General features: G+C 42.2%; 21 protein-coding genes. 8 read left to right on the top strand and 13 right to left on the bottom strand.

Translation table 11 applies throughout. The features are described 5' to 3' along the window. Positions 1-500: 500 nt before the first annotated feature. Positions 501-878 (top strand): MliC family protein, encoded by a 378-nt coding sequence (locus HQR03_RS09480; RefSeq protein ID WP_173240000.1) that lies wholly within the window; start codon positions 501-503, stop codon positions 876-878. Positions 879-1260: 382 nt separating this feature from the next. Beyond that, positions 1261-2214 carry a DMT family transporter gene (locus HQR03_RS09475; RefSeq protein ID WP_173239999.1) on the top strand — a complete coding sequence of 318 codons (954 nt, stop codon included), beginning with the start codon at positions 1261-1263 and terminating at the stop codon, positions 2212-2214. Positions 2215-2365: 151 nt separating this feature from the next. Here HQR03_RS09475 and HQR03_RS09470 read toward each other — a convergent pair whose 3' ends face one another. Further along, a complete protein-coding gene (locus HQR03_RS09470) occupies positions 2366-2779 on the bottom strand; it encodes an organic hydroperoxide resistance protein (RefSeq protein ID WP_173239998.1) in 414 nt (137 codons plus the stop codon). Positions 2780-3001: 222 nt separating this feature from the next. Between HQR03_RS09470 and HQR03_RS09465 the strand changes: the two genes are divergently transcribed. The 3 genes from HQR03_RS09465 (at position 3002) to HQR03_RS09455 (ending at position 5361) form a co-directional block, all read left to right on the top strand. Further along, entirely contained in the window at positions 3002-3856 is an 855-nt protein-coding gene (locus HQR03_RS09465; RefSeq protein ID WP_173239997.1) for an AraC family transcriptional regulator, read from the top strand. An 84-nt stretch (positions 3857-3940) separates the two neighbouring features. Continuing rightward, positions 3941-4729 (top strand): DUF2071 domain-containing protein, encoded by a 789-nt coding sequence (locus HQR03_RS09460; RefSeq protein ID WP_173239996.1) that lies wholly within the window; start codon positions 3941-3943, stop codon positions 4727-4729. A 302-nt stretch (positions 4730-5031) separates the two neighbouring features. After that, entirely contained in the window at positions 5032-5361 is a 330-nt protein-coding gene (locus tag HQR03_RS09455; protein ID WP_173239995.1) for a hypothetical protein, read from the top strand. A gap of 162 nt (positions 5362-5523) precedes the next feature. Here HQR03_RS09455 and HQR03_RS09450 read toward each other — a convergent pair whose 3' ends face one another. Continuing rightward, a complete protein-coding gene (locus HQR03_RS09450) occupies positions 5524-5892 on the bottom strand; it encodes a hypothetical protein (RefSeq protein ID WP_173239994.1) in 369 nt (122 codons plus the stop codon). A gap of 177 nt (positions 5893-6069) precedes the next feature. Continuing rightward, complete coding sequence (hrpA, locus tag HQR03_RS09445; RefSeq protein ID WP_173240003.1) at positions 6070-10221, bottom strand: ATP-dependent RNA helicase HrpA; 4152 nt, start codon at positions 10219-10221, stop codon at positions 6070-6072. 311 nt (positions 10222-10532) lie between these two features. On the opposite strand from hrpA, the gene HQR03_RS09440 reads away from it, so the two are divergent. Continuing rightward, positions 10533-11135: a hypothetical protein gene (locus HQR03_RS09440; RefSeq protein WP_025651161.1), complete on the top strand. Its 603-nt coding sequence runs from the start codon at positions 10533-10535 to the stop codon at positions 11133-11135. Positions 11136-11174: 39 nt separating this feature from the next. Here HQR03_RS09440 and HQR03_RS09435 read toward each other — a convergent pair whose 3' ends face one another. The 5 genes from HQR03_RS09435 to HQR03_RS09415 all read right to left on the bottom strand — a co-directional run bounded on the left by HQR03_RS09435 (position 11175) and on the right by HQR03_RS09415 (position 15601). Next, positions 11175-11495 (bottom strand): hypothetical protein, encoded by a 321-nt coding sequence (locus HQR03_RS09435; protein ID WP_173239993.1) that lies wholly within the window; start codon positions 11493-11495, stop codon positions 11175-11177. Between the two features lies 1 nt (position 11496). Next, positions 11497-12087 (bottom strand): DUF1543 domain-containing protein, encoded by a 591-nt coding sequence (locus HQR03_RS09430; RefSeq protein ID WP_173239992.1) that lies wholly within the window; start codon positions 12085-12087, stop codon positions 11497-11499. Between the two features lie 73 nt (positions 12088-12160). Beyond that, positions 12161-12976 (bottom strand): metallophosphoesterase family protein, encoded by an 816-nt coding sequence (locus tag HQR03_RS09425; protein ID WP_173239991.1) that lies wholly within the window; start codon positions 12974-12976, stop codon positions 12161-12163. After that, complete coding sequence (locus tag HQR03_RS09420; protein WP_025651165.1) at positions 12969-13988, bottom strand: alpha/beta fold hydrolase; 1020 nt, start codon at positions 13986-13988, stop codon at positions 12969-12971. Before HQR03_RS09420 ends, HQR03_RS09425 begins: the two co-directional genes overlap by 8 nt. 191 nt (positions 13989-14179) lie before the next feature. Then, positions 14180-15601, bottom strand: coding sequence for an SLC13 family permease (locus HQR03_RS09415; RefSeq protein ID WP_173239990.1), 1422 nt, complete (start codon positions 15599-15601; stop codon positions 14180-14182). Between the two features lie 303 nt (positions 15602-15904). Between HQR03_RS09415 and HQR03_RS09410 the strand changes: the two genes are divergently transcribed. Then, positions 15905-16069, top strand: coding sequence for a hypothetical protein (locus HQR03_RS09410; protein ID WP_173239989.1), 165 nt, complete (start codon positions 15905-15907; stop codon positions 16067-16069). 43 nt (positions 16070-16112) lie between these two features. Here the strand turns inward: HQR03_RS09410 and HQR03_RS09405 are convergent, their stop codons facing one another. Together HQR03_RS09405 and HQR03_RS09400 are read right to left on the bottom strand one after the other, a co-directional pair. After that, positions 16113-16814: a YoaK family protein gene (locus tag HQR03_RS09405; protein ID WP_101212599.1), complete on the bottom strand. Its 702-nt coding sequence runs from the start codon at positions 16812-16814 to the stop codon at positions 16113-16115. Positions 16815-17011: 197 nt separating this feature from the next. Beyond that, on the bottom strand, positions 17012-17821 hold the full coding sequence (locus tag HQR03_RS09400; RefSeq protein WP_025651168.1) for an enoyl-ACP reductase FabI: 810 nt from the start codon (positions 17819-17821) through the stop codon (positions 17012-17014). A gap of 327 nt (positions 17822-18148) precedes the next feature. Between HQR03_RS09400 and folE the strand changes: the two genes are divergently transcribed. Continuing rightward, the gene (folE, locus tag HQR03_RS09395; protein ID WP_025651169.1) at positions 18149-18745 is read left to right on the top strand and encodes a GTP cyclohydrolase I FolE; all 597 of its coding nucleotides are present in this window, start codon (positions 18149-18151) and stop codon (positions 18743-18745) included. A gap of 233 nt (positions 18746-18978) precedes the next feature. Here folE and msrB read toward each other — a convergent pair whose 3' ends face one another. The 3 genes from msrB to HQR03_RS09380 form a co-directional block, all read right to left on the bottom strand. Then, positions 18979-20190, bottom strand: a complete 1212-nt coding sequence (gene msrB / locus HQR03_RS09390; protein ID WP_173239988.1) for a peptide-methionine (R)-S-oxide reductase MsrB — start codon at positions 20188-20190, stop codon at positions 18979-18981. Positions 20191-20375: 185 nt separating this feature from the next. Then, positions 20376-21692, bottom strand: a complete 1317-nt coding sequence (locus tag HQR03_RS09385) for an iron-containing alcohol dehydrogenase (RefSeq protein ID WP_173239987.1) — start codon at positions 21690-21692, stop codon at positions 20376-20378. A gap of 419 nt (positions 21693-22111) precedes the next feature. Then, entirely contained in the window at positions 22112-23326 is a 1215-nt protein-coding gene (locus tag HQR03_RS09380) for a low temperature requirement protein A (RefSeq protein ID WP_173239986.1), read from the bottom strand. Positions 23327-23652 lie beyond the last annotated feature (326 nt).

Genomic DNA, 23652 nt, shown 5'->3' with positions numbered 1-23652 from the left:
GACATTGAGAACAAACTAAATAACAGACCAAGAAAACGCTTAGGGTTTAAAACGCCTATGCAGGCGTTCTATAATATTAATTAGCGTTGCACTTGGTGTGTTAATCTAAGAGAATAAAAAAACGCCAAAGACGTTAAGTTAGATCATAAAAAATTTCGACCTGTTTTAGGGTCTGTTGAACATTCAATTGATCATATCTAAACGGACTAAAAATGGCTAAATTTTGCCAAACATCGTTAAATAGCTGGTTAATATCCCGATATTAACCAGCTATTTTCCTTGTTTGACTGCAATTTATCTCATTTTTATCACCATTTTTAAAATGAGGACACGCCCTAAAGACTATTTGTTTTTATGAAAAATAAATAGTCCCATTATTTGTAATAAAGAAAGTAAACGTTACGCTGATAAACTCGAACCACAACACGAAATAACAAAGTTTACTGTATGATATTGCTTTGTGAAATTACAAACAATCATTAACAATATTAAGGAATATTATGAAAAAACTATTAGCTGTTGCGCCTTTTGCTGTACTTCTAACGGCCTGTGCCACTAACGCTCCAACAACAACTATAACTACAGCAAGTGGCAGTGCAAGCAACCAAGTTCAGACACTAACGTGCGAAGACAACGGCAAAGTGACAGCCGCCTATACCGCAAATGGTCAAATTGCTAACTTAAACGTCTCGCTACCTAAAGTCGGCTTAAACAATGCAAAAATATCGTTAAAGCAAGTGGTATCAGGTTCTGGTGCTCGTTATGTAAATGACACCAACCCTAAAACGACATTCGATTGGCACACCAAGGCTGATTATGGCATTATGACCATCAGCTCAGATAACGGACAGCAGTACAGCGTAAACTGTCAAGTATAGTCAATAATAATAAAATGACTGACAGTATTTAATACTCGTTAAAAACAAAAATGCCAGTAGCGCCCATAACTTAGGCTACTGGCATTTTTTATGAGCGTCTATTGTGCAATATAGTCGATTCAATTTAAAAGTAGTACAAGGCAACCGAGTGTAGATGTATATTTGATACGTCAAGCGAGGTTAACTCAGTGATGCTTTTATAGTGGAATGATTCTAGTTAATTAATTGGTCTCTCTATGAATAAAGAGTCATAAACTGGCTACTGATATAAATTTTTTGTAGCATCGAAACTGCGCAGACACAGCGAGCAAGGAAAATTTATACCAGTGCCACGTTGTAATACTTGTACTCGTTTTATTTGGGACTGACTATAGGATAGCCCATGAGTGAATCAACCAGTCATAACTCGCTGTCTAACAAGCACATATGGTTGATCCCAGTGATTTGCCTGTTAGCCGGTGGCGGATTGATCGGAATTTCTACCAATCTGGCCAAGGTTGCTGGGCAAATTGGCTTATCGCCACTCGCCTTTCTGTTTTGGTCGATCACTGGTGCAGCGCTTATCTTATTGGTCGTAACGATTTTGCGACGTGACTTGCCGCCGCTGACGCTACGTAGCTTGGAATACTATTCGGTCGCTGCCCTTGTCAGTGTTGCAGGCTCTAACCTAATTTTCTTTTCTGCGATTCCGCAAGTTGGTGCAGGCTTCGTGGCTTTGATGATCGCTTTACCACCACTGCTAACCTACCTTGGCGCGCTATCCATGCGTATGGAACAATTCAATATCGTTCGAGCTCTTGGCGTAGTGGCAGCGCTGGGCGGTGTGGGTGTCTTAGCCATACGCAAGTTTTCGGCACCCGATGCCAGTATTTTTTGGATTCTGCTCGCACTTTGCGGCCCTGTTTTGCTAGCGATTGGTAATATCTATCGTACCTTACGCTGGCCAGACGCCGCTTCCCCCAGTTCGTTGGCTCCTGGCATGCTCATTGTCGCCGCTATCTTGTTAGGTCTGGTTGGTATATTGCCAAACTTCTCACTTGCAGTGCCAACGGGTGCGTTACTGCCAACGAGTTTGATTGTGCTACAAGCATTTATCTTCGCTGGGCAGTTTTTACTGCTATTTTTATTACAAAAAACAGGCGGTCCCGTGTTATTAAGTTTATTGGGTTCAGTAGGCGCAATCGTTGGTGTGCCTGTGGCCATCTTTTTGCAAGGAGAAAGTCCACCAGAAGGTCTGTTATTAGGCGCTTCATTAATAGCCATTGGCGTGGTATTGGTCACATGGGGCGGCATAAAAATGACCGTGATTCCAGATAATACGCATTACGAGCTATGACGATAGAGATATTATGATTGGTTGCATAATAAAATCGCTGCTTATTGTGGCACCTCTGTCTGAAAGTCATATTTATTGATGACAAAAAACGCCAGTAACTTAAGCTACTGGCGTTTTTAAAATATAAGCACTCTACTGCATAGAGCTTATATTAGACAACGGTCACGTGCAGGCGTGCATCAACATTACCACGCGTGGCATTGGAGTATGGGCAGACTTGATGGGCTGCTTCAATCAACGTTTGCGCTTGTGCTTCGTCGATACCAGACACTTCAACGTATAAATCTATATCTAAGTTATAGCTGCCATCTTGCTTCATGCCAATACCAACTTGGGTAGAGGTTTTCGAAGCCGTGATCGGCAGTTTCATGTGTTGCGCCGTCAGGTTCAAGGCACTATCAAAACAGGCTGCATAACCCATCGCAAAGAGCTGCTCTGGGTTGACCCCTTCTTTGTCTTGCTCTTGAAAAGAGACCAAATCAAAGCCTAATGAGCCATCATCTAAGCCTGTATGTCCTGAACGTCCACCTGTTGCTGTTGCGCGAGTTTTGTAAAAAATTTTCATAATATGTTCCTTGTTTGATGTGATTAAAAGTCGTGCTTGTTTCGTTTCAATAAAGTTATTATAGGCACTCTCACCTCAAAGCGTTAGAACAGTCCTCCAAACTTATTGCCTAATTCTATAAATAATTATATGATTAAGCCATTAATGACATCAGAAACACATTATAAGAGACAGCAAGCTTATAATCCATCCATTAAGAAGCTATTATCTAAGATAACGATTATGCAGCCAACAACGATTGAGCAATTACTTGCCATACTACCCAAAAACCAAACCATCGAGTCTGCCATTCCAGGTTTGTTTTTCTACTGTGCGGATAGACCCAATAGAACCGTTAGCTATATTCAAGAACCGAGTATTTGTATCGTTTTGCAAGGTGAGCGAGAGATTTACTTAGGAAATGACTGCCAAAAATTTGATAATAGTAATTTGATGTTCTGCCCCGTAAATATTCCTCTAAGCATGCATGTCAAACATGCCTCAGTAGACAATCCCGTCATTGTCCTGTCAATGAAACTAGACCTTGCCATGATCAGAGAGGTATTGGCCAAAATACCGCCCATACAAAATAAGGAAGAAAGACAGCTGGGTATCAAATGGCAATTGGATAACACCATACTTGCCGCATTTGAGCGGCTCATAAACTTGCTTGATTATCCAAATGATATCAAATTTTTATCTGAATTAATTCAACAGGAAATATACTATCGGTTGCTCTCAGCACAGCAAGGTAATAAATTACGACAGCTCGTTGTCAATGGTAGTCATACGCATCGTATTGCTCAAGCCACCGATTGGCTCAAAGCGCATTTGAATGAGTCTATCATCATCGAAGAGTTGGCCAGTAAATGTGGCATGAGTGTCTCAGGATTTCACCAACATTTTAAAGAAATCACTCAATTAAGCCCGCTGCAATACCAGAAAAGCCTGCGATTAATGAAAGCGCGACAGCTTATTCAACTCGGTGAGGCACAAGTATCACAAATTGCCATGCAAGTAGGCTATGAAAGCCCCAGTCAATTTAGCCGTGAATATAAGCGCTTGTTTGGAGTCAGTCCGAGCAGTGAGCTTAATTGATAACTGACGCACCTTGAGCGCTATAAAGGGTGTAGATTCATTATCTTAACCTTAACCATTATCATAATTATATAAGGAAATATCGTGCAAGAATTACGACGTTTTGAGGATTATTTATATGAGAGACCTAAGCCCACAGGTATCGACGTTGTCTGCGGATTAAAACATTTTTCCATTATCACGTATGCAGTGCCAGTACACAGATTCGAGGGAATATTTCCTGACAGGTTCAAGCTCGATACGGTCATGATAGACGGCGAAGAAAAAGGCTTGATCTCTATTGTACCCTTTATCGATGTTGATTTTACCTCTGCGGTTTATCCTTTTCCAACATTCACCATGGGACAGACCAACTATCGTATCTATATCATAGATAAAAAGACTGGTGAGCGCTGCGTATGGTTTTTGGGCACCACTTTAGATTCTTGGACATTAGCAGTATCAAGGTACTTATGGAGTTTGCCTTGGCATAGCGCGAAAATGACTTTTGATTGTCAATTTGATGACGCAACTGGCAAGTATGTAAAGTATTCGGTAAACGCTGAGTCAGAATGGGCAGCGGCGTCGGTATCGCTTGCGCAAAATACAGAGGATGATTTTTCGTTCCCAGGCTTCCCTGATACAGAATCGGCGCTTATTTATTTGACCCATCCGCTGGCAGGATTTTATCATCGCCGTGATGGCAAACTTGGTACTTATCGCGTTTGGCATAAGAGACTTGAAGTACAGCCAGCTTCTCTAATTTCTGCCAATTTTAAGCTATTATCAGACTTAGGCATTGTCACTCTTTCAGAGCAAAATACCCCCTATAGTGTACTTATTCAGCCTTTAAATAGGTTTACTATCTATTTACCGCCAAAAGTGATTGGTTGACCCGTTCGCTATCTGTCTGATGTATACATTATGAAATAACACTCAGGCTTTGATAACTTTTTTCTTCTAGATCAGTGTAGCTTTTGACTTCATTTTATTATTTTACGTATTCACGTCAAGGAGCCGCTTGGACGACTCAACTTCTCAATCGAATCACTCATGAAATATCCTAATCAAAAAAATAACAGTTGACTTGACCTATATATTCATAATATAACATATATGGAGTATTTATGCATTTAGGATTATCAAAACACCGTTATTTCTAGGTTAATCACAAGCATATTTCGTGAGGAGCTACTATGATTCGTTTAAGCTACACTCTCAAATGCTGGGCCTTAAGCATTGTCTTTTACTCGGTCTTTTACTTTGCCGTATTAATGACAGATCCTGATTTTGGTAAATATAACTATATGTTAGCGCTAAGCACATTGCTATTTCCCATTTCCAAGCGGGCAATTGACGTATTGAGTGACTCGTTAAGGCTCGATTTCGATATGTTCGATGGCTTCTTATCACCATTACTTATTAATATTACGATATGGATATTTACCCCTTTTATCGTCTTCTTAACACTTATCGCTTTTTTAGCTTATAGCATGGGTGTGATGAAAAGAAATCTGAATGGTTAAAACCAATAGCTAAGGTAACCTAGTGCCGCCTTAGCTGTTTCATTATAAGTACTTCTGAACAAATGGTATTTTTTAAATGTTAAAGTTCACGTGAAGTGTAATAAGCGAACTGATAAGAAACAGATCTAATGAAATTGGTGCGTTGGACGCACCCTACTCACACTACGTACAAATTCTACGAACTGTTATTTGCTTTTGATATTTACCTAGAGGACCATATTTACCCAGAGAACTAATGTCACCAATGACGCAAGTTTCAAAATATTTGTAATAGCCTTTTTGATTTATACTTTTCGAATCTTTTATTAATAACTGCTTTGGATCTGATACATAGTAAGTGATGCCATTAGAAACTAATTCATGAATCTCAAAGCTTCTTTTATACTTACCTCGTAGCTGCACTTCTTTTTCGGTACTTTCTGGCGCAACTGCTTTCACGTCACTGTTGTTACTAGCCTGTGTTTCATCACAACCTGTGCTCATAAATATAGTTGATATAAACCCTAATATTAGCAATCTACCTTTAATCATTACTTTTTTATCCTACTCAAAAAACTAAACCAACTTATGGAATAAAATCAAAAAAACTCTGTTCTAAAAAAAGAATAGCCCTTCATTTTAATCGAATATTATCGACTAAAACAAAGAGCTATACAAGTTAATTGCTTTGCTTTACTAATTTAAAAGTTTTAAAACTCAAATCAAACCTTAACTTACCTTATCCCATATCTTACTGAGACGCTTTGGAGACACTGCTATACGGGTTTTCATCGGTTGGGCAAACAGCTGGATACGATATTCCTCGACCATCCAGCGGTACTCGCTGATAGATTCATTGTTGGCACGACCTGCCAGCCGCTCCATGTGCAAGTCCAGCGCATAGACACCGTCGAGGTCGGATTCAATGTTATGCTCAAGCCGTTCGATACGAATCTCCAGTGCCTCTAGGTAGCGTGGATACTGCTGCCAATGGCTATAATCCATCCGATAAACAAAATCAGCCAAATGCAAATCTTCAAGCTGATCTTCAATATCTTCGATAGACTCGCCGAATATTTCTCGATCGAGCATAAGTAAACTCTGACGAATACGTTGCCAACGGGCATAGACATTTTTGAGCGTTTTTATGACGCTTTGACCAGTCAATAAGAAGTTGCCAGCCACCACCTCTAAGGTTTTTTCATACTCCTCTGGCGTAAAAGGCAATTCTTCAGCGAGCGCCACAGCACTATCATCAGCGCTTTCAGGTAAATCAGTACTATGATTAAATAACACGTAATGCTCTTCAAGCGCCGCATCTAACGCCGCATCGATGACGATGGTTTTGAGTTTTTCCATATCACCAAGTGGCGCAAACGCCAATTTAAATATCTTATCGATTTGACTGGTCAGCTGTTTTCTCTTAGCGCCAAGCTTGCCTTTGATTAAAGTCAAAACGCCGATACGATGCGCCTGCAATGCAGCGTTTACATCGGTATATTGATGAATCGATACTGCCTCGCCGGCCTCGTCAGCGACCAAGGCGGCAAACTGTTTCATCACCACGCCTGCGCTATGATGGTTTTTGCTAAAGGCAAAGTGCTCAGGGAATTCGGTATGCGTGCCTTGCTGCTCATTCACGGCTTGTCTGGTTTCACTAGCATGGCGAATTTGTAGCGTTTGTAGGTCGCGACCTTTTTCGATAATACGGTTTTTGTCATCGACCACACAGATTTGCGGCTGCAAATAACGATCGATACTAGAGGGATTAAAATTGTCTGCTGTCACCGACATAATGCCGCGACGATTTAAGGCTTGGCAAAGCTGCTTAAGTAAGCCTTGACCACCAGCGGGCTGCAATTCATCAAACAAGCTATCAGCGGTGTCAGGAATTGGTACGATTTGACGGCGGATATCTTTGGGTAATGACTTAAGTAATTGCAATACCAACTCAAAACGCCAACCAGGTACGCCCCATAACAGCTCGATAGCATCTAGCTGCGGTAGCGCAACGAGTGGCACGCGAATCGTCACTCCATCGTCATCGCTCGCCGGATCGAAGACATAACGTAGCGGCAGCTTTAAATCACCCAACTGCCACACTTCAGGAAAGTCACCTGTGGTCGGTGCTTGACTATTGAGCACGTCATCATCGGTGAAGAATAGATGCTTGGTATCAGTTTTTTCAACCTCAGCCCGCCAGTCTTCAAAGGCCTTGCGACTGGCGACATGCTCAGGGATTTTTTTGTCGTAGAACTGGTATAGCGTCTCTTCATCGACGAGTAAGTCACGACGGCGCAGCTTGTCTTCGATACGCTCAACATGAGCGATTTTGTCCATGTTATGCTGCAAGAATGGCGCTTGGCGACCTAAGTTACCCGTGACCAAACCATCGCGGATAAAGATTTCTCGTGACTCAACCAGATTGACTTGCTCGTAATTGGTCAGCTGCTTACTGATAATAATCAAACCAAATAAGCTGATCTGCGCGTAAGCTTTGACACGCCCCGTCTTTTTCGACCAATGCGGCTCAAAGTAGTGATACTTTAATAAGTCGCCTGCCGCTGAGATAATCCATTCTGGTTCAATCTTGGCAACGGTACGCATAAAGACTTGCGAGGTTTCGACCACTTCAAAGGCTAGAACCCAAGGTGGTATTTGCTTAAATACCGTACTGGCTGGAAAAATTTTGGCTTTTTGCTGGCGAGCTGCTAAGTATTCACCACGATTTTCAGTCTTGTGAGCAATCGTAGACAACAAGCCTGTTAATAATGCGCGATGTAAATTGGCATATTTAACCGCTTTAAGTTCTTCATCTTCAATCGCCGTTGGATCGTTAGTCACGTTTTCTAACGTATCCGTAGTTTTTGCCTCTTTAACATCCGTAAGCTTGAGGTCGGTGACCATTTGCACCAACTGGCGATGGGTCTGACTCCATTCACGCACCCGCGGAAAGCTCAGATAGTTTTTCTTCGTGAATTGCTTGCGTTGATTACCAGAGAGCTTATTGCCGTCTTCATCGGTTTCAAACAAAGCCTTCCACAGACTTAGATAAAACAAAAAATCCGAGTCATCTTGACGAAATTCTGCATGCTTTTGATCTGCTTGTTGACGCTTATTGGCAGGGCGCTCGCGAGGATCTTGTACCGCAAGCGCGGCGACCACGATAAGCATCTCTCGAATACAGTCAAAATCGCTACCGGCAACTAGCATACGTGCTAGCCTTGGATCGATTGGCATACGTGCCATCTTTTGACCAGTGGGCGTCAGGCTTAGATGATCGAGACCTTTTTTTGCTTTTGGCTTGTTGGTTTGCTTAGTAGAAGTTGCTTCATCTTTAGACGTAATCGCCCCTAATTCATCAAGCAATTTATGCCCATCTGTGACCAAGCGACTATCGGGTGGCTCAATAAACTCAAAGTCATCGACACTGCCCAAACGTAGATTGGCCATCTGTAAAATAACGGACGCTAAATTGGTACGTAGAATCTCAGGCTCAGTAAACTCAGGACGACCAGTAAAGTCCTCCTCACTATAGAGACGAATACAAACACCCGGTGCGACACGACCACAGCGACCTTTGCGCTGATTGGCAGCCGCTTGTGAAATCGCCTCAATCGGTAAACGCTGTACGCGTGAGCGATATGAATAGCGTGAAATCCGCGCAAATCCTAAGTCAATGACATAGCGAATGCCGGGTACGGTCAGCGCAGTCTCAGCGACGTTGGTCGCGATCACAATACGTCGACCTCGACCTGAGGGCTGAAAAATACGCTGCTGCTCTTCATAAGTCTGCCGTGCAAATAGTGGCAGTACTTCGGTATGCTTGGGTCCATGACGTTCAAGTACCTCTTGGAGTTCACGAATTTCTGCTTCAGTGGCGGCAAATATCAAGATATCTGCTTGGTCAGCATGACCTTTGCTTTGTGCATCACCAAAGCATTCCTCTACCGCAGCCACAACCGCACGCGGCAGATTTTCTTCAAAATCATCGTAGCTGTCATCATCCGAGCTGTTTACTGGCTCATCAGTCAGCGGACGATAGCGAACTTCGACGGGGAAGCTGCGCCCTTCGACATTAAAAATCGGCGCAGGTACGTTACGCTTTAGTTTATTATCATAACGGCTAAAGTATTCACTAAAGCGCTTGGTATCAAGCGTTGCTGAGGTAATAATGACTTTTAAATCGGGGCGTTTTGGTAGCAACTTTTTCAGATAACCCATAATAAAGTCAATGTTTAAGCTACGCTCATGCGCTTCATCAATAATAATAGTATCGTATTTACTTAAAAATCGATCATGACCCAATTCCGCCAATAAGATACCATCAGTCATAAGTTTAACGACTGACTGCGCGGTACCTTGTTCATTAAAGCGAATTTTAAAACTGACCGTATTACCAAGCTGCTCGCCCAATTCTTCAGCGATACGGTTTGCTACACTTCTAGCCGCTAGTCGCCTTGGTTGGGTATGCCCTATCTGTCCAGTAATACCACGTCCTGCTAGCATTGCCAATTTCGGCAATTGCGTTGTTTTACCAGAGCCCGTCTCCCCTGCGACGATAATGACTTGGTTATCGATAATAGCCTGAATTAAGTCATCACCACGTTGGCTAACGGGCAGATCAAGATTTAACTTAGCAGGTAAATTTTCAGGAATACTATCCATACGTGCCTGCACCGCTTGCTGCGAGCGGGTTTTGATTTTGTCGTACTGCGCGCGTTTTTTGGCAAGAATCTCTTCTGCTTTATCGTTTTTCTCGTTCGCGTTGTTATCCGATTTCTTATTCTTAGCAACAACAGCACGCGCCAGCTCACGTTCTAAGCGGTTTAAATAATAGCTGTCTTTTGCCAGTACGGGCAGTTCTGCAAAGTTATTTATATCATTTGTTTCAGCTAAATCGCTAGCTACGTTATTTAAATTCCTAGAAAAATCATTGCTTGCTAAATTTGGACCATCATTAAAAGTATTAGACATATTTGCTTAGGCTATTTATTGTTTATAAGTGGTTTGATTATGGGGATATTTCCAGTGTGATTCAAGAAGGGTTTGTATGGATTACATTTGCATTTATGATAATTGTTGGTGAGGCATGAAAATTCATATTGTAAATTTAAGTTTAGTAATTCAGACAAATGTCATTTAAAATAATGGTCTCTGATTACTCTACAACCTTCAACTATGGACATATTATGTCAATTTTCTTATATAAAAAGATTACTTTATTATCTGTGTTAGCCATTACTCTTATAGGGTGTTTGAGCACAAAACCTTATGAGCCTCCTAGAAACGCTGATACAGCAACACTGGCTTACGAGATTGACCCAGCATCATTTTATAGCCCTGCTAGATTCATTGACAAAGGTTATGTTGAAAGAGTTGACATCCAATTAGTACCAAGCCCTCTCTCTATTGCTCTTGCCGTTAATGGTCAGGCTGAAACTGTTTACATGAATTTGGGTAAGCGCGGTGCTTTCAACGAAATAAATACTTTTGAGGCCAATAAAAAATTAAGGTTTTCTTATCAGCATCAAATGGTCAAAGGTCTAGGCGATTGGCCAATATTATGCGTTGTTACCGTAGAGGCTATCCTAGTACCCAATGGAAGTTACTTACTAAAAGGCAATACAACCAGCGAAAACTTTAGAAGTAAAACGAATTTTATGGGTGAAAAGATAGAAGCTGAAGATACTGGGTGTCAAATTCAAATTATCGATACTAAATCAAATAAGGTTGTAGCAGAAAACCGTACATCAGTATTTGAAAAAATAATCCCCTTTTATAATCGATTTTAAATACTCTAACGTGATTCTTAAATGAAAACAGTACAGCCATTACAACGTGCTACTCGTATGAATAACCTGTTGTTTAGTAGCAGCCTCCATAAAAAAGGTCTGCAAATTTTGCAGTGGCACCCTAGGAAAAGGTAGGTGTAGCGAGAGTATTAACTTTTCAAACCCTACCATCTCATCAGCCAATGCTTGAGCAATATCAGGTTGAATCTGCGGATTGTCATACAGCTTATCAATTAACCAAGTGAGTTGCGGAAAATTGGCATTGTCATGAATCTGATATAGGGCGGGTACTAGCTCATCAGAGATTTGGCAGCGCGTTTTGCGAATTATGCCGTTCTTAAAGTACATATTTAAAGCCATATTATGTCAACTTCCTTAAATTCTTAATACTGAGGTAACCGACGTACTCTTTATCATCGTCGGTTTTTGCAAGTGCATGACTATCATGAGCAATAGGTTCAATTAAAATCTGTACGTTTGAGATAAGATCATTAACGTTATAAATATCATCGATATCCACCGCAAATTTATCATCAATATGCGATGCGGCATCGAAAGGTGAATCTTTATCTTTAAAAGTAAATTCTTTATAAAATGCACTCTGTTTGGCTTGTTTGACAGCATCGGCTTGAGTGGCAGCAACGATAAGTAGTTTATAATGAAACTCTTCGAAGCTCCCCTGCTGATAGCCGCCTAAATTAATAAAGAACAGTTTTAAACCATTATTGCCATCACTAGTTGCTGATTCGACTAACTTTATCGAGTGATTACCGACCTTAGTAATAGCGCGATACGAGTCGATGTGCCATTTATTTTTGACTTCAGGCCAATGGTGATTAATATCCTCTATCAACTCGCTCACCTGATTGGCCACACCAAAAAACATGTCATGTTGCTCAATCAAACGACCTTTTGGACGACCACCAAGTTGCACCATAAATAGTGTTGGCATCTTATGCAATCCTTATTGGGTATATGGAACTTGTAATCAATTTGCTCTAAAAATTATTTAGCTGTTTTTATAGTTATAACACCCGCCCTGTCCTTAGCGCAAACGCCCAATCTTCACGACCGTTCATTGCAGCAAATTTAGCCGCAGCTTCATAATCATAAGGCACTTTGATATGCTCAACTTGCCAGCTTGTATCTTGCTTAGTACTTTGTATAGTACCTTGCTCAGCACCAACGCATTTTTTAATAAGCGCGTAACTGGCATGGGGCGAATAGGTTTGCATTTTATGCGCGATAGGCAAATTATCTTCATAGGCTGGATAACCAACGCTACCTGTATTGACTATCGTTTGCCCTGTCGATAGCGTAACGGTACGCGGGATATGAGTATGACCACAGATGATAACGGCACTTTCAATACTGTTAAGCAATGTCAGAATATCTGCGTCATCACGTACTATCGGCTGCCCTGTTTCGATATTCTCGAGCATATATACCATGTCATCGGTTGGTGACCCGTGGCATAGATATACATCTTCACTGACATGATAATCAAACGGCAAAGCTTGCATCCATTCAACCGCTGCTTTAGGTAAGTCTTCAAGGATAAAAGCCATGGTTGCGTTATCAGAAATATCCGCCGCTGTCGCTTCATAAATCTGTCTATCCTGATTACCTCGAATCGTAATGATATCGTTCTGATGCGCCATGAGAAGCGCATAGGTATCTTTAGGGGCAATAGGTCCGTATAAAATATCACCCAGATTGACAATTTGATCGATATCGCGACGTTTGATATCAGCCAACACAGCTTCAAGCGCGAAGACGTTGCTATGAATGTCGGAAACAGCGGCTATTGTCGTTATTCGTTTGTTTTTTGGATTATTCATCTATTTGTTCACCAACCAAAAACTGCTGTACTACTTTAACCGTCGCTACGGAATCCTCTTCGTGTGGTACATGTCCCAAATTATCAAATACCTTTAACTGGCTATTAGCGATATCTCGATGAAACCGTTTGGCGTTTTCTACTGGGATTAGGTCGTCTTGCGCACCCCATAAGATGAGGGTTGGTAAATCCAATTGTTTGATTTGTGCTTGATTTGCCGTGTTATCCATCTCCAGCAAGCGGCGGTTTAGCGCCAGACGGTTGCCTTGACGCAAAGTCAAATCGTAATAACGATCCACTAAAGCCTCATCGACTTTGCTGTCGTCCGCGTAGACGCTTAAGATACTTTTTTTCACAACATCACGCGGTAGCACACGGCTAAGCAGTGGGGTCAGTATGGGGTATTTCGCCAGTTTAAAACCAATAGGCACCTGTTTTGGCGTTGCAGGGTAGCCAACTGCATCGATCAATATGAGTTTATTAACCCGCTCAGGATACAATGTTGCAGTACGCCAAGCGATTTTACCACCTAGCGAGTTGCCTGCTAACGTCACGCGTCCCACTTCTAAATAATCCAGCACATCAATGACGAACTTAGCATAATTGGCACTGTCATACCGAGTGGATTTATCAGTATAAGGGCCGGTCAAGCCAAACCCCGGCAGATCCATGCTGATAACACAGTAGTCATCACTTAACTCATGCGTCCAGCCCTGCCATGTATGCAAACTCGCTGAAGTGCCATGTAACAAAACCAGTGTTTCCGGTAGCGATGCGCCAGTGTTCACTGCTTCATTCATTTTGGCTTGGCTACGAAACACCTCACACTTATCTGACCGTACAACGTGTGCCTGCATTCCTTGCACACTTATAAACTCACTATTGGGTAGTTGCCAGCGCTTTAAATCAGCGACGCTTCTATCGGCCGCCCAATAGAGTGCGATTAAAGCTATCAATAAAACAAGCAATCCTAAAACAATAAAGACCATGATTTTCGTCAGACGTTTTGCCATTTTTATTAAATCCGTTTAATGAGATGACGCTAATATGTGATGTTAATCTCGTTCAAACCTGTTATTACTTATAAACAAACAAATATTAAGTATTTTATACAGACATTCAGGCCAATAGTAAATAAAAACCCGATGCTCGAGAGTAACTCAAACATCGGGTGTCATGGATTTATAGTCAGCTTATTATAAGACTAAATTAAGAAAAAATACGCCCACAGCCCAACGACAAAGGTGGCGATAATATTGAGAATGATACCCGTCCGTATCATCTCTGACTGCTTGATAAGCCCCGTACCAAATACAATCGCGTTTGGTGGTGTGGCGACAGGAAGCATAAAGGCACAAGAAGCACCAATACCGATGACCAATACCAACACTTCATGTGGTAAACCCATTTGCTCAGCAATAGCAGCGAATACCGGCACTAATAACGCGGCAGAGGCAGTATTAGACGCGAACTCTGTTAAGAAGATAATAAATGCCGATACCGCAATCATTACGATAATAAGTGGTGCCGAAGACAACGCATTGGCCACGGTCTCGCCCAGCACTAAGGAGGCGCCAGAAACTTTCAAAATTGTTGATAGTGCGATACCACCACCGAACAACATGAGCACACCCCAATCAGTATTGTCAGAGACTTGCTTCCACGATACAAGTCCCAAGCTCACTACCGCTGCTGCTGCAGACAATGCAATGACCGCATCGGTATCGGTGATATCAAGTGCCGCACCGATTTTTTTGGAGAATATCCAACTGAGTGCTGTCACGATAAAGACAATAATCGTCACTACCCGAGGCTTATTCCACTCAATAGGTTCCTCTTCGACAAGGACGACCGTACGATTAAGATTGGGTTTCAGGAACAAATACATCGCCCCCAGTAATAGTGGCAATAGCACTAACATCATTGGAATACCGAATTTCATCCAATCGATAAACGCAATATCAAGCGCTTTTGCCGCGATGGCGTTAGGCGGTGAACCAACAATCGTACCCAGACCACCCAAACTGGCAGAGTAAGCGATACCCAATAATACAAACACAAACGTACCGCGATCTTTTTCGCGGTCAACCTGCGTCAGGATACCGAGCGCAAGAGGTAGCATCATCGCAGCTGTGGCAGTGTTCGATATCCACATCGACAAAAATGCAGTGACCCCAAATATTAAAAATACAGCCGTGCCAAGCTTGCCACCTGACATGGATAGAATTTTTAGCGCAATTTTTTTGTCCAATTGCTGTACATGCAAGGCGGCAGCCAAAGCAAAACCACCAAAAAACAAGTAAATCGTTGGGTTAGCAAAACTCTGCAAGCCGATTTCGGCATCGAATTCTGGAATACCAATTAGCGCGCCAACCACCACCACTAATAGTGCAGTAATGGTCACATGTAGTGCTTCTGTCAGCCATAGCACGCCGATGAAGAACAGCATGGCCAAGCCTTTATTGGCATTGATATCGAACGGCAATACATTATAAATAACCATACTGACAATGGCAGCAATGATGACCACTATCAGCCCTTTGCCTGTACCCTTTGGAAAGGTGTCGGTAAATAAATACTCATTGCCATCATCAGGAAGATGGCTGTCTAACTTTTGCTCTGACATAACATATCCTTATTGTCCTCAAAGACGTTGAAAAAACTAAAATATAAAGATAACTTTTAATCATAATTGCTAACAGCAATTTATTTCGAAACCTATTCTCTGCTATTGTAAATGACATTGAACAGAAATCATCAGCATCCCAGTGATACCTCGTTACACATCGTCACTAAACAAGCCTACACCGTACCTGTACAACAAGGTAGCTCTATCTCATACTTACTATGTGAAATAAAACCAAACGCCCATAAATATTGCATATAGCTATTTTTATTGGCAGTTAACAAAAACAAACAGGAGCACGTTATGACAGACCCAAACAAAACAGATGCAACCACGAAGATGGCACCGAAGGATATCAATCAAGATGGTCTAGATAAAAAAGACCAACAACGTACTGATGACTCTGCCTTAGATATGATGCAAGGTATGCACGAACATGAAGATCACAATCCAGAAGAAGATAAATAGTTCGGTTCGGTATAAAAAGCCATAAAATATAGTCTAAAAGCGCCTATCTTGCTGATGAGCGCTTTTTTGCTTGTGGTGGTCTCTGTTCTGGCAAATGATCTGAGGCATAGTTATAGACAAATGCCGCCGTTAGCACGATAGTGATCGGTACAAACAATGCGCCATAGCCAATTTTGGCATATAAAAACGCACCCACTACCCCGCCACCGCAAAAGCAATACCAAATAATCGCCTGAAAGCCCAATGTCGGCCTACTGATTGAGCGTCCTGCTAGCCAATTACCGATAGCAGCACCCATGTCTGACGTTAGACCCGTTAGATGAGTAGTACGAATGACTGCGCCGCTATAGGTCGCCACCATCGCATTCTGTAATCCGCACGCCATGGCAGCGGCCAATTGTCCTAGATAATCATGCTGCTGATATAACCAATAACTGAGCAATAATAACGCCGCTTCAATATAAAGCGCAGTGCCATAGCGCCGTCCTAACTTCAATGAGGTTTGCCCAATGACAAAACCACTCAATACTGCCCCCGCCAAAAATGATAACAACGACGCGCCAATATATAGAATACTGACAGCATCAAAATGAGCAATAGCGGCAGCAAATAGGCTCACATTGCCAGTGACATGCGACACGGATAAATTGGTAAATCCCATTAATGCTGCCGTATTGAGGCAGCCCGCACTAAAGGCAAGTACAGCACCGCCCCACAATATCCACCTTGGTAATTTGGTTATCATATCTAGCACCTAAAGGCTTGTTACCAAAAAGCCCGTAGTATAACCAAAAAAGACAGCCGGTTGGCTGCCTTCTCTGTCATTACTATGATTGCACTAAAGGTTTGTCATGGTCAATGGATTTTATAAATCTCAAGAATTAGAGCATATTGAATATTCAACACACCCTGATAAAACACAATTAAAGACCTTTTAAACAATTACTGCTGTGGCTCATCAAGCATCATCAATTGCTCACTGATAGCAACAGTATTAAAACCAGCGTCAACGAACATAATCTCACCAGTAATACCTGAAGCCCAAGGCGACAATAAAAATAGTGCCGCATTTCCCACTTCTGTTTGGCTGACATTACGCTGTAGCGGTGCAATTTTTTCGCTAATATCCAGCATTTTACGGAAAGACTTAATACCACTGGCAGCTAGCGTGCGGATAGGACCTGCCGAAATAGCATTGACGCGGATACCTTCACCGCCCATAGAGGTCGCTAGATAGCGAACACTGGCTTCAAGACTGGCTTTTGCCATACCCATGACGTTGTAATTTGGCAATACCGAAATACTACCTTCATAAGTCAAGGTCAGCATTGAGCCGTGACGCATGGCCAAAAGCTCTCGTGCTGCTTTGGCTAGCGCGACGAAACTATAGCTGGAGATATCATGCGCAATATGGCTGCCTTCACGCGTTGTGGCGCTAACGAAATCACCATCGAGTTGATCCATCGGGGCAAAGCCAATCGCATGTACCACACCATCGATACCGTCGCCCCAATGTGCGGTGACTTGCTCAAAACACGCCGCGATAGACTCATCAGAAGCCACATCACACTCTAATACCAAGTCTGCTTCGAACTTCTCCGCAGCCATATCAACGCGTTTTTTAATCTTATCATTAGGATAGGTTAAGATGAGTGACGCGCCTTCGCGGTGCAACGCCTCTGCGATAGCCCAAGCAATAGAGAGTTTGCTGGCGATGCCAGTGACGACGAACCGTTGTCCTTGCAGTAGCATAATATTTCCTTTTGAGTCGATCAACGTTATTTATTTAGTTTGTTTTAATAAGATAATAACCATGAATAAAAAAGATAGATATAAAGATGACTTATTATACACGAAATAATTTAAGTATACAGTCGTAAACTATTTTGAGTGTTCAACGAGTGACTATATTGATTAAACACTTAACTACTGCCACAGCGGTATGAAGTTGAGCAGATTTAAAGTATAATCACAGCCCTCCCAGCTTGCACAATTTTTATAAAAATCCTTTATAACCGTTGTTTATAAACAAGGATTTAGCGTTAAGCTACACCCACATTTTGGATGGCTGCCAAACTTATGAGTAACACCCCTATCGTCTCCTCAGATTATCAAGAAAGCGTTGTATCCTATCGTCAACTGATTGAATCAACTGGCGAAGACTTAGATCGTCCTGGATTGCTAGATACGCCCATTCGAGCGGCAAAAGCATTTGCTCATTTAACCCAAGGCTATCATCAAAGCTTGGATGAAGTGGTCAATGACGCGGTATTCCCGTCGACCAATCGCGAATTGGTTTTAGTACAAAATATTGAGTTTTATTCGTTATGTGAGCATCATATGCTCCCCTTTCATGGGGTGGCACATATCGGTTATCTGCCAAACGGACAAGTCTTAGGGCTGTCAAAGTTTGCGCGTATCGTCGATATGTTTGCTCGCCGTTTGCAGATTCAAGAAAACCTGAGTGAGCAAGTGGCACAGACCATCATGGATGTAACGGGCTGCCGTGGTGTAGCTGTGGTAATGGATGCATCACACATGTGCATGATGATGCGCGGTGTCAATAAGCAGCATTCAACCACACGCAGCACAGCGATGCTTGGTGAATATGTGCATGATAACCAAGCACGCAACGAATTCTTAAATGCCGTACCTAAGCGTCAACCAGCGTTTTAAGTTGGTATCCTATAGTGAATGAAAAGTAATATCGAACCATCATGCACTGCTGATATCCATTTTGCTTGCTGTGCCTGCGCAGACAGAGGCTATAAAAAACTGATATCAGCTATACCGTCACGTTTTTAGGATGTTTTGACTATAGAACAAAAAAAGGACACTCATCAAGTGTCCTTTTTTTATGCAATTCAGATATCTCTAAAACAGGGATACTGTGCCGTGTTGAGAAAATTCTAACTCACTGATTTTACCGCATCAATCCAGTTACCATAACCCGCTTCTTCCATCTCCGCTAGCGGAATAAAGCGCATTGCCGCTGAGTTCATGCAATAGCGTTTGCCCGTCGGTGCTGGACCATCATCAAATACGTGACCTACATGAGAGTCAGCATAGCGGCTGCGAATTTCGGTACGAGTTGAAAAAATACCACGATCTTCTTTTTCGACGACCACGTCAGCGCTCAACGGACGGATAAAGCTGGGCCAGCCTGTGCCAGACTTGAATTGGTCACGAGAAGAATATAGCGGCTCGCCCGATATCACATCGACGTAAAGCCCTGGCGCTTTATTATCCCAATAAGCGTTATCAAAGGCGCGCTCGGTACCTTCTTTTTGCGTAACTTTATATTGAATATCACTCAGCGACTTTTTCAGCGTTTCCTGTGTTGGCTTCACAAAGGTTTTTGGGTTGAAGCCCGTGCTTGCTTTAGTTGCTGTTTCATTTAAAGCTGCCTGTTTAGAGCTGGCCGCAGTCGGTTTAAACTGGTTGAAATCTAGCTCATAGTTTTTGCCATAGACGCTTTCGATAAATTGATAGCGACCAGAGTTGAAGGTATAAGCCTTATAGCGTAGCGGGTTTTTTTTATAATAATCCTGATGATACTCTTCTGCTGGATAAAAAGTGCTCGCAGGTACAATTTCGATCACCACTGGTTTGTCATATACCCCAGAGTCCTGCAATGATTGCTTGGCAGTTTCTGCTATCTGTTTTTCTTGCGCATTATTATAAAAAATAGCGGGGCGATACTGCGTACCTCGATCCACATACTGACCTTTATTATCAGTGGGATCAGCAATGCGCCATAACGCCTGTACGATACCGTTATAGGTAATCTGTGTAGGGTCATAATATACTTGCGCCGCTTCCGTATGACCCGTACCACCTGCTGATACTTGTTTATAAGTTGGGTTTTCGACATTACCACCTGTATAGCCAGACACCACTTCTATGACCCCAGGGATTTTCTCATAGCCTGCTTCCACGCACCAAAAACACCCACCAGCGACCGTTGCTACTGCCAGTCCTGGAGTCGTCGGCGCATAAGGATTGGCAGCATTTACATCCTTCACAGCGGTGTTGGTTTCGGTAGAAGCACAACCTGCGTACAACGCACTGCTTGCCACGATCACTAATCCGATAATTCTAGACGGCAATATACGATTCATAACTATTTCCTAAAAGAATTTTCGTGTAACTATAGTGACCCCTTGGTGTCACCACAATATTCCTATATTGTTATATATATAAAACGAGTTCAATTGTTTCTAATAAAAAAAGCTTATTATCCTATGATAATAAGCTTTTTTAGTTTATCAGCGACATGATTAAATAGATAAAATAATCTATGCTGCTATGCTGCATTGTCACTATTTTTATCTTTACCAGCAAGAGCTTCACTTTCTTGCATAATCTTGGTCAAGATTTCCTTGATACCAGACGCTGGCATATAAGTCGGCACTGCATAGGTATCACTGACTTCTTTAGCAGCGGCTTTAGCGATACTGTCAAAGTCACTGCTTTTCATACCTTTGACGGTTGGATCAATATTTAAGCTTTTGATCAGCTCTCGTACTTGGGCGATTAAGTCATCTGCTATCTGACCATTGCTACTACTCGCTTGATCGTGCTTGACCATGCCCGTTTTTCTTGCCAATGTTGCCAGTCGTTTTTCACTTGCTTTACGATTTAAGTCCAATACATAAGGCAAGACGATGGCATTCGCACGACCATGAGGAATACTATAATACGCGCCTAATTGATGAGCGATAGCATGAACATAACCTAGACCAGCTTTATTAAAGGCAATACCACCGTAGTGAGCCGCAATACCCATCGCTTCACGGGCTTTTAAATCCCCACCATCTTTATAAGCCATCGGTAGATATTTCATGACAGACTTAACAGCCGAAGCTGCATAGTAGTCAGTCTCTACGCTTGCGTTCACGCTCATCCACGCCTCTAGTGCATGGGTCAATACATCAATACCGGTATCGGCTGTGATATGCGCAGGCATGCCTTTCATAATGACCGGATCGATGGCCGCTGCTAATGGCACCATTCTTGGATCAATAGATAAGGCCTTTTGATGGGTTTCATCGTCTGACACTACCGCACCAAGCGTTGCCTCTGAGCCCGTACCAGCAGTAGTAGGAATACAATATAGCGGCGTAGAAGGTTTTCTGGCTTTTAGAATTCCAATAAGTTGTCTAGGTTTACAATTATTGCCCTGCGACATTGCAATCATCTTAGCCGCGTCGATGACTGAACCGCCGCCGATAGCCAGTATAGAGTCGCACTTAGCATCGATAGATTTGCGCAGGCCTTCTTCTATGACCTTAAAAGTAGGGTCTGGTGTCACACCATCATAGAGCTGATAGCGGATGTTTTTACTATCTAGATAGTCGGTCACTTTGGCAGGTATACCAAGCTTATTCAATACGGCATCAGTGACGATAAATACATTGCTACTGCCTTCATTGATGAGCATATCACATAACTCATCACAGGCAGTCTCACCAACGAATAGCATCGGTCTTCTGATAGGCACTACGTAAGAAAAGGCTTTTAGCACTTTGGCACGCGTTTTGGCAACTGCCAAATAACCAGCATGCTGCAATGGATTGTTATTTACTAACTTAGAAAGACTGCTTTGTTTTTTACTGGGCATAAAAAATCCTTTTTTAATAATGCTTTTAATAGCAGTTATAACTGTGTTGATTCCACCAACTAGGGCGTGTCTCAATTCAAACAATAGTCATCTAAATGGACTAAAAGTGGTTAAATTTCGCTAAACAGCGTTAAATAACCCGTTAATATATCGATATTATCTGCTCTATTTTCTTTGTTTAACTACGATTTATCTCATTTTTAGCACCATTTTTAAAATGAGAACATGCCTTGGGAGCGAAGCCAAACAGGTAAATATAAAAGTAAAATATATATATCGATAGAGTGGACTAGTGTTCAAATTTATTGTACCACTACATTTTTTAGGATGTCGTAATTATTATGAACTGCTATGTTCTGATTTTTTAGAGGTTTTTATCAAATCGTCAAATAGCAGCAGTATTAATAAATAAGTCAGCCTTAAACATCTTCTTTGACCAGCCAATGCTTATTGTCTTGCCCAAAATACCAAATCATCACCACAGGTGCCAAGATACTCAGCCAAATGCCATAGGTGATGGGCAATCCTTGCGTGACCGCTGTATAGCTCAGTCCAATGATGGTCAGTGCAAGGAGCATTGCAATAACATTATGGCTCGATCTACGGCACATCAATTCTCTTAATATAGTCAGCGTCAATAAAAACACCACCAACATGCTCATTAACATGCCCATTGCATAAGGTTCTGAAATGACTTTTTGGACGCTATCACCATTCTCACCGGCGACAGATTCGGTAACCAAATTCAGCATACTGCCCAAACCTGCTAAGGCAGCAAAGATAAAAAAGTGCCCATAACCAAATAAAAACAAATCATGACGTCGGCGCTCTTTATTTAAAATGGTATCAAAGGGCACGATAAAATACAGCCACCATAAAGAAAACACGAGAGCGACTAAGCTTGAGCCGAGTAACAGGATGCTACTCGCAGCAGAGGTAGAGTTGACCAAAAAATATTGAATACTGTTACTAACCCCTACCACACCCTCGCCCAATACGATAATGGTCAAGAGTCCATAACGCTCAGCAATGTGTCCAGGGTGCCAGTTATCAAACTGCTCTGAACGTGCCCATACTGGCATGAGTAGTTCTGCTGCTATGAACAGAAACAAGGCGGGCGTTTGTAACGCGGATGGTAAAAACAACCAGATAATCCACAACGCCTGTAAAGTTAACAGACCGACCATACTGCGCCCAGCGACTTTTTTATGACCTGGAACTTGTCGATAGACACGCCACCATTGACTACAGCTTGCTAGCCGCATGATGGCATAACCCGTCACCCCAATCCAAGTCAGCCCTTGCTCATAAAACTGATGAATGTTGGCGGCTATCATGAGAGAGCCAAACATCTGAAACATGACTGAGATGCGATAAAACCAGTCGTCAGGGTCATAGCCTGACGCAAACCACGTAAAGCTGGTCCACGCATTCCACAAGATAAAAAATGCCACAGTAAAGGTCAAAAAACCTGAAAAATCGTGCTCACTCAAGCGATTATAAAAACCATTGGCAGCGGTGGCGACAGCAATGACATAAACCAAGTCAAATAGCAGCTCAAGCGTGGTTGAGGGACGATTTGACTCGCTGATATCTCGGGCTTGGATAGGTTTTATTTTGAGCCTGCCGATCATGTAGAGTGTTCCACTTATTTCAAAATTAGTGCAGCTACATGATTATGTAATTACGTAGCTATTCATTTCTGACTGTTGATCTTTTAATAGGGTCTGTTGAACATTCAAATATTAGGACTGCTGATCGCTAAAATCGTCCCAAACCTTTTATCAAATCAGGCGTAAACCGATGATAATGTCGAGACCTTAGCTAGGTTTACAACAACGTTTGGGGTGGTTTTAGCATCAGCCTTTTAGGGCAGTAGCTATTTTTTGCCAATACATGGCGAAATTGTCTAACCTAGAATGACTAGGCATCAAAAATTTCACTGCGCATTGTCTAAAAA

This window comes from Psychrobacter okhotskensis (assembly GCF_013248965.1).
GTDB classification, from domain to species: Bacteria; Pseudomonadota; Gammaproteobacteria; order Pseudomonadales; family Moraxellaceae; genus Psychrobacter; species Psychrobacter okhotskensis.
This window is presented reverse-complemented; position numbering and strand designations above follow the sequence as displayed.

Coding starts and splice junctions, on each gene's coding strand:
- HQR03_RS09480 (WP_173240000.1), top strand. CDS start 501: ATGAAAAAACTATTAGCTGTTGCGCCTTTTGCTGTACTTCTAACGGCC.
- HQR03_RS09475 (WP_173239999.1), top strand. CDS start 1,261: ATGAGTGAATCAACCAGTCATAACTCGCTGTCTAACAAGCACATATGG.
- HQR03_RS09470 (WP_173239998.1), bottom strand. CDS start 2,779: ATGAAAATTTTTTACAAAACTCGCGCAACAGCAACAGGTGGACGTTCA.
- HQR03_RS09465 (WP_173239997.1), top strand. CDS start 3,002: ATGCAGCCAACAACGATTGAGCAATTACTTGCCATACTACCCAAAAAC.
- HQR03_RS09455 (WP_173239995.1), top strand. CDS start 5,032: ATGATTCGTTTAAGCTACACTCTCAAATGCTGGGCCTTAAGCATTGTC.
- HQR03_RS09450 (WP_173239994.1), bottom strand. CDS start 5,892: ATGATTAAAGGTAGATTGCTAATATTAGGGTTTATATCAACTATATTT.
- HQR03_RS09440 (WP_025651161.1), top strand. CDS start 10,533: ATGTCAATTTTCTTATATAAAAAGATTACTTTATTATCTGTGTTAGCC.
- HQR03_RS09435 (WP_173239993.1), bottom strand. CDS start 11,495: ATGGCTTTAAATATGTACTTTAAGAACGGCATAATTCGCAAAACGCGC.
- HQR03_RS09430 (WP_173239992.1), bottom strand. CDS start 12,087: ATGCCAACACTATTTATGGTGCAACTTGGTGGTCGTCCAAAAGGTCGT.
- HQR03_RS09425 (WP_173239991.1), bottom strand. CDS start 12,976: ATGAATAATCCAAAAAACAAACGAATAACGACAATAGCCGCTGTTTCC.
- HQR03_RS09420 (WP_025651165.1), bottom strand. CDS start 13,988: ATGGCAAAACGTCTGACGAAAATCATGGTCTTTATTGTTTTAGGATTG.
- HQR03_RS09415 (WP_173239990.1), bottom strand. CDS start 15,601: ATGTCAGAGCAAAAGTTAGACAGCCATCTTCCTGATGATGGCAATGAG.
- HQR03_RS09410 (WP_173239989.1), top strand. CDS start 15,905: ATGACAGACCCAAACAAAACAGATGCAACCACGAAGATGGCACCGAAG.
- HQR03_RS09405 (WP_101212599.1), bottom strand. CDS start 16,814: ATGATAACCAAATTACCAAGGTGGATATTGTGGGGCGGTGCTGTACTT.
- HQR03_RS09400 (WP_025651168.1), bottom strand. CDS start 17,821: ATGCTACTGCAAGGACAACGGTTCGTCGTCACTGGCATCGCCAGCAAA.
- folE (WP_025651169.1), top strand. CDS start 18,149: ATGAGTAACACCCCTATCGTCTCCTCAGATTATCAAGAAAGCGTTGTA.
- msrB (WP_173239988.1), bottom strand. CDS start 20,190: ATGAATCGTATATTGCCGTCTAGAATTATCGGATTAGTGATCGTGGCA.
- HQR03_RS09385 (WP_173239987.1), bottom strand. CDS start 21,692: ATGCCCAGTAAAAAACAAAGCAGTCTTTCTAAGTTAGTAAATAACAAT.
- HQR03_RS09380 (WP_173239986.1), bottom strand. CDS start 23,326: ATGATCGGCAGGCTCAAAATAAAACCTATCCAAGCCCGAGATATCAGC.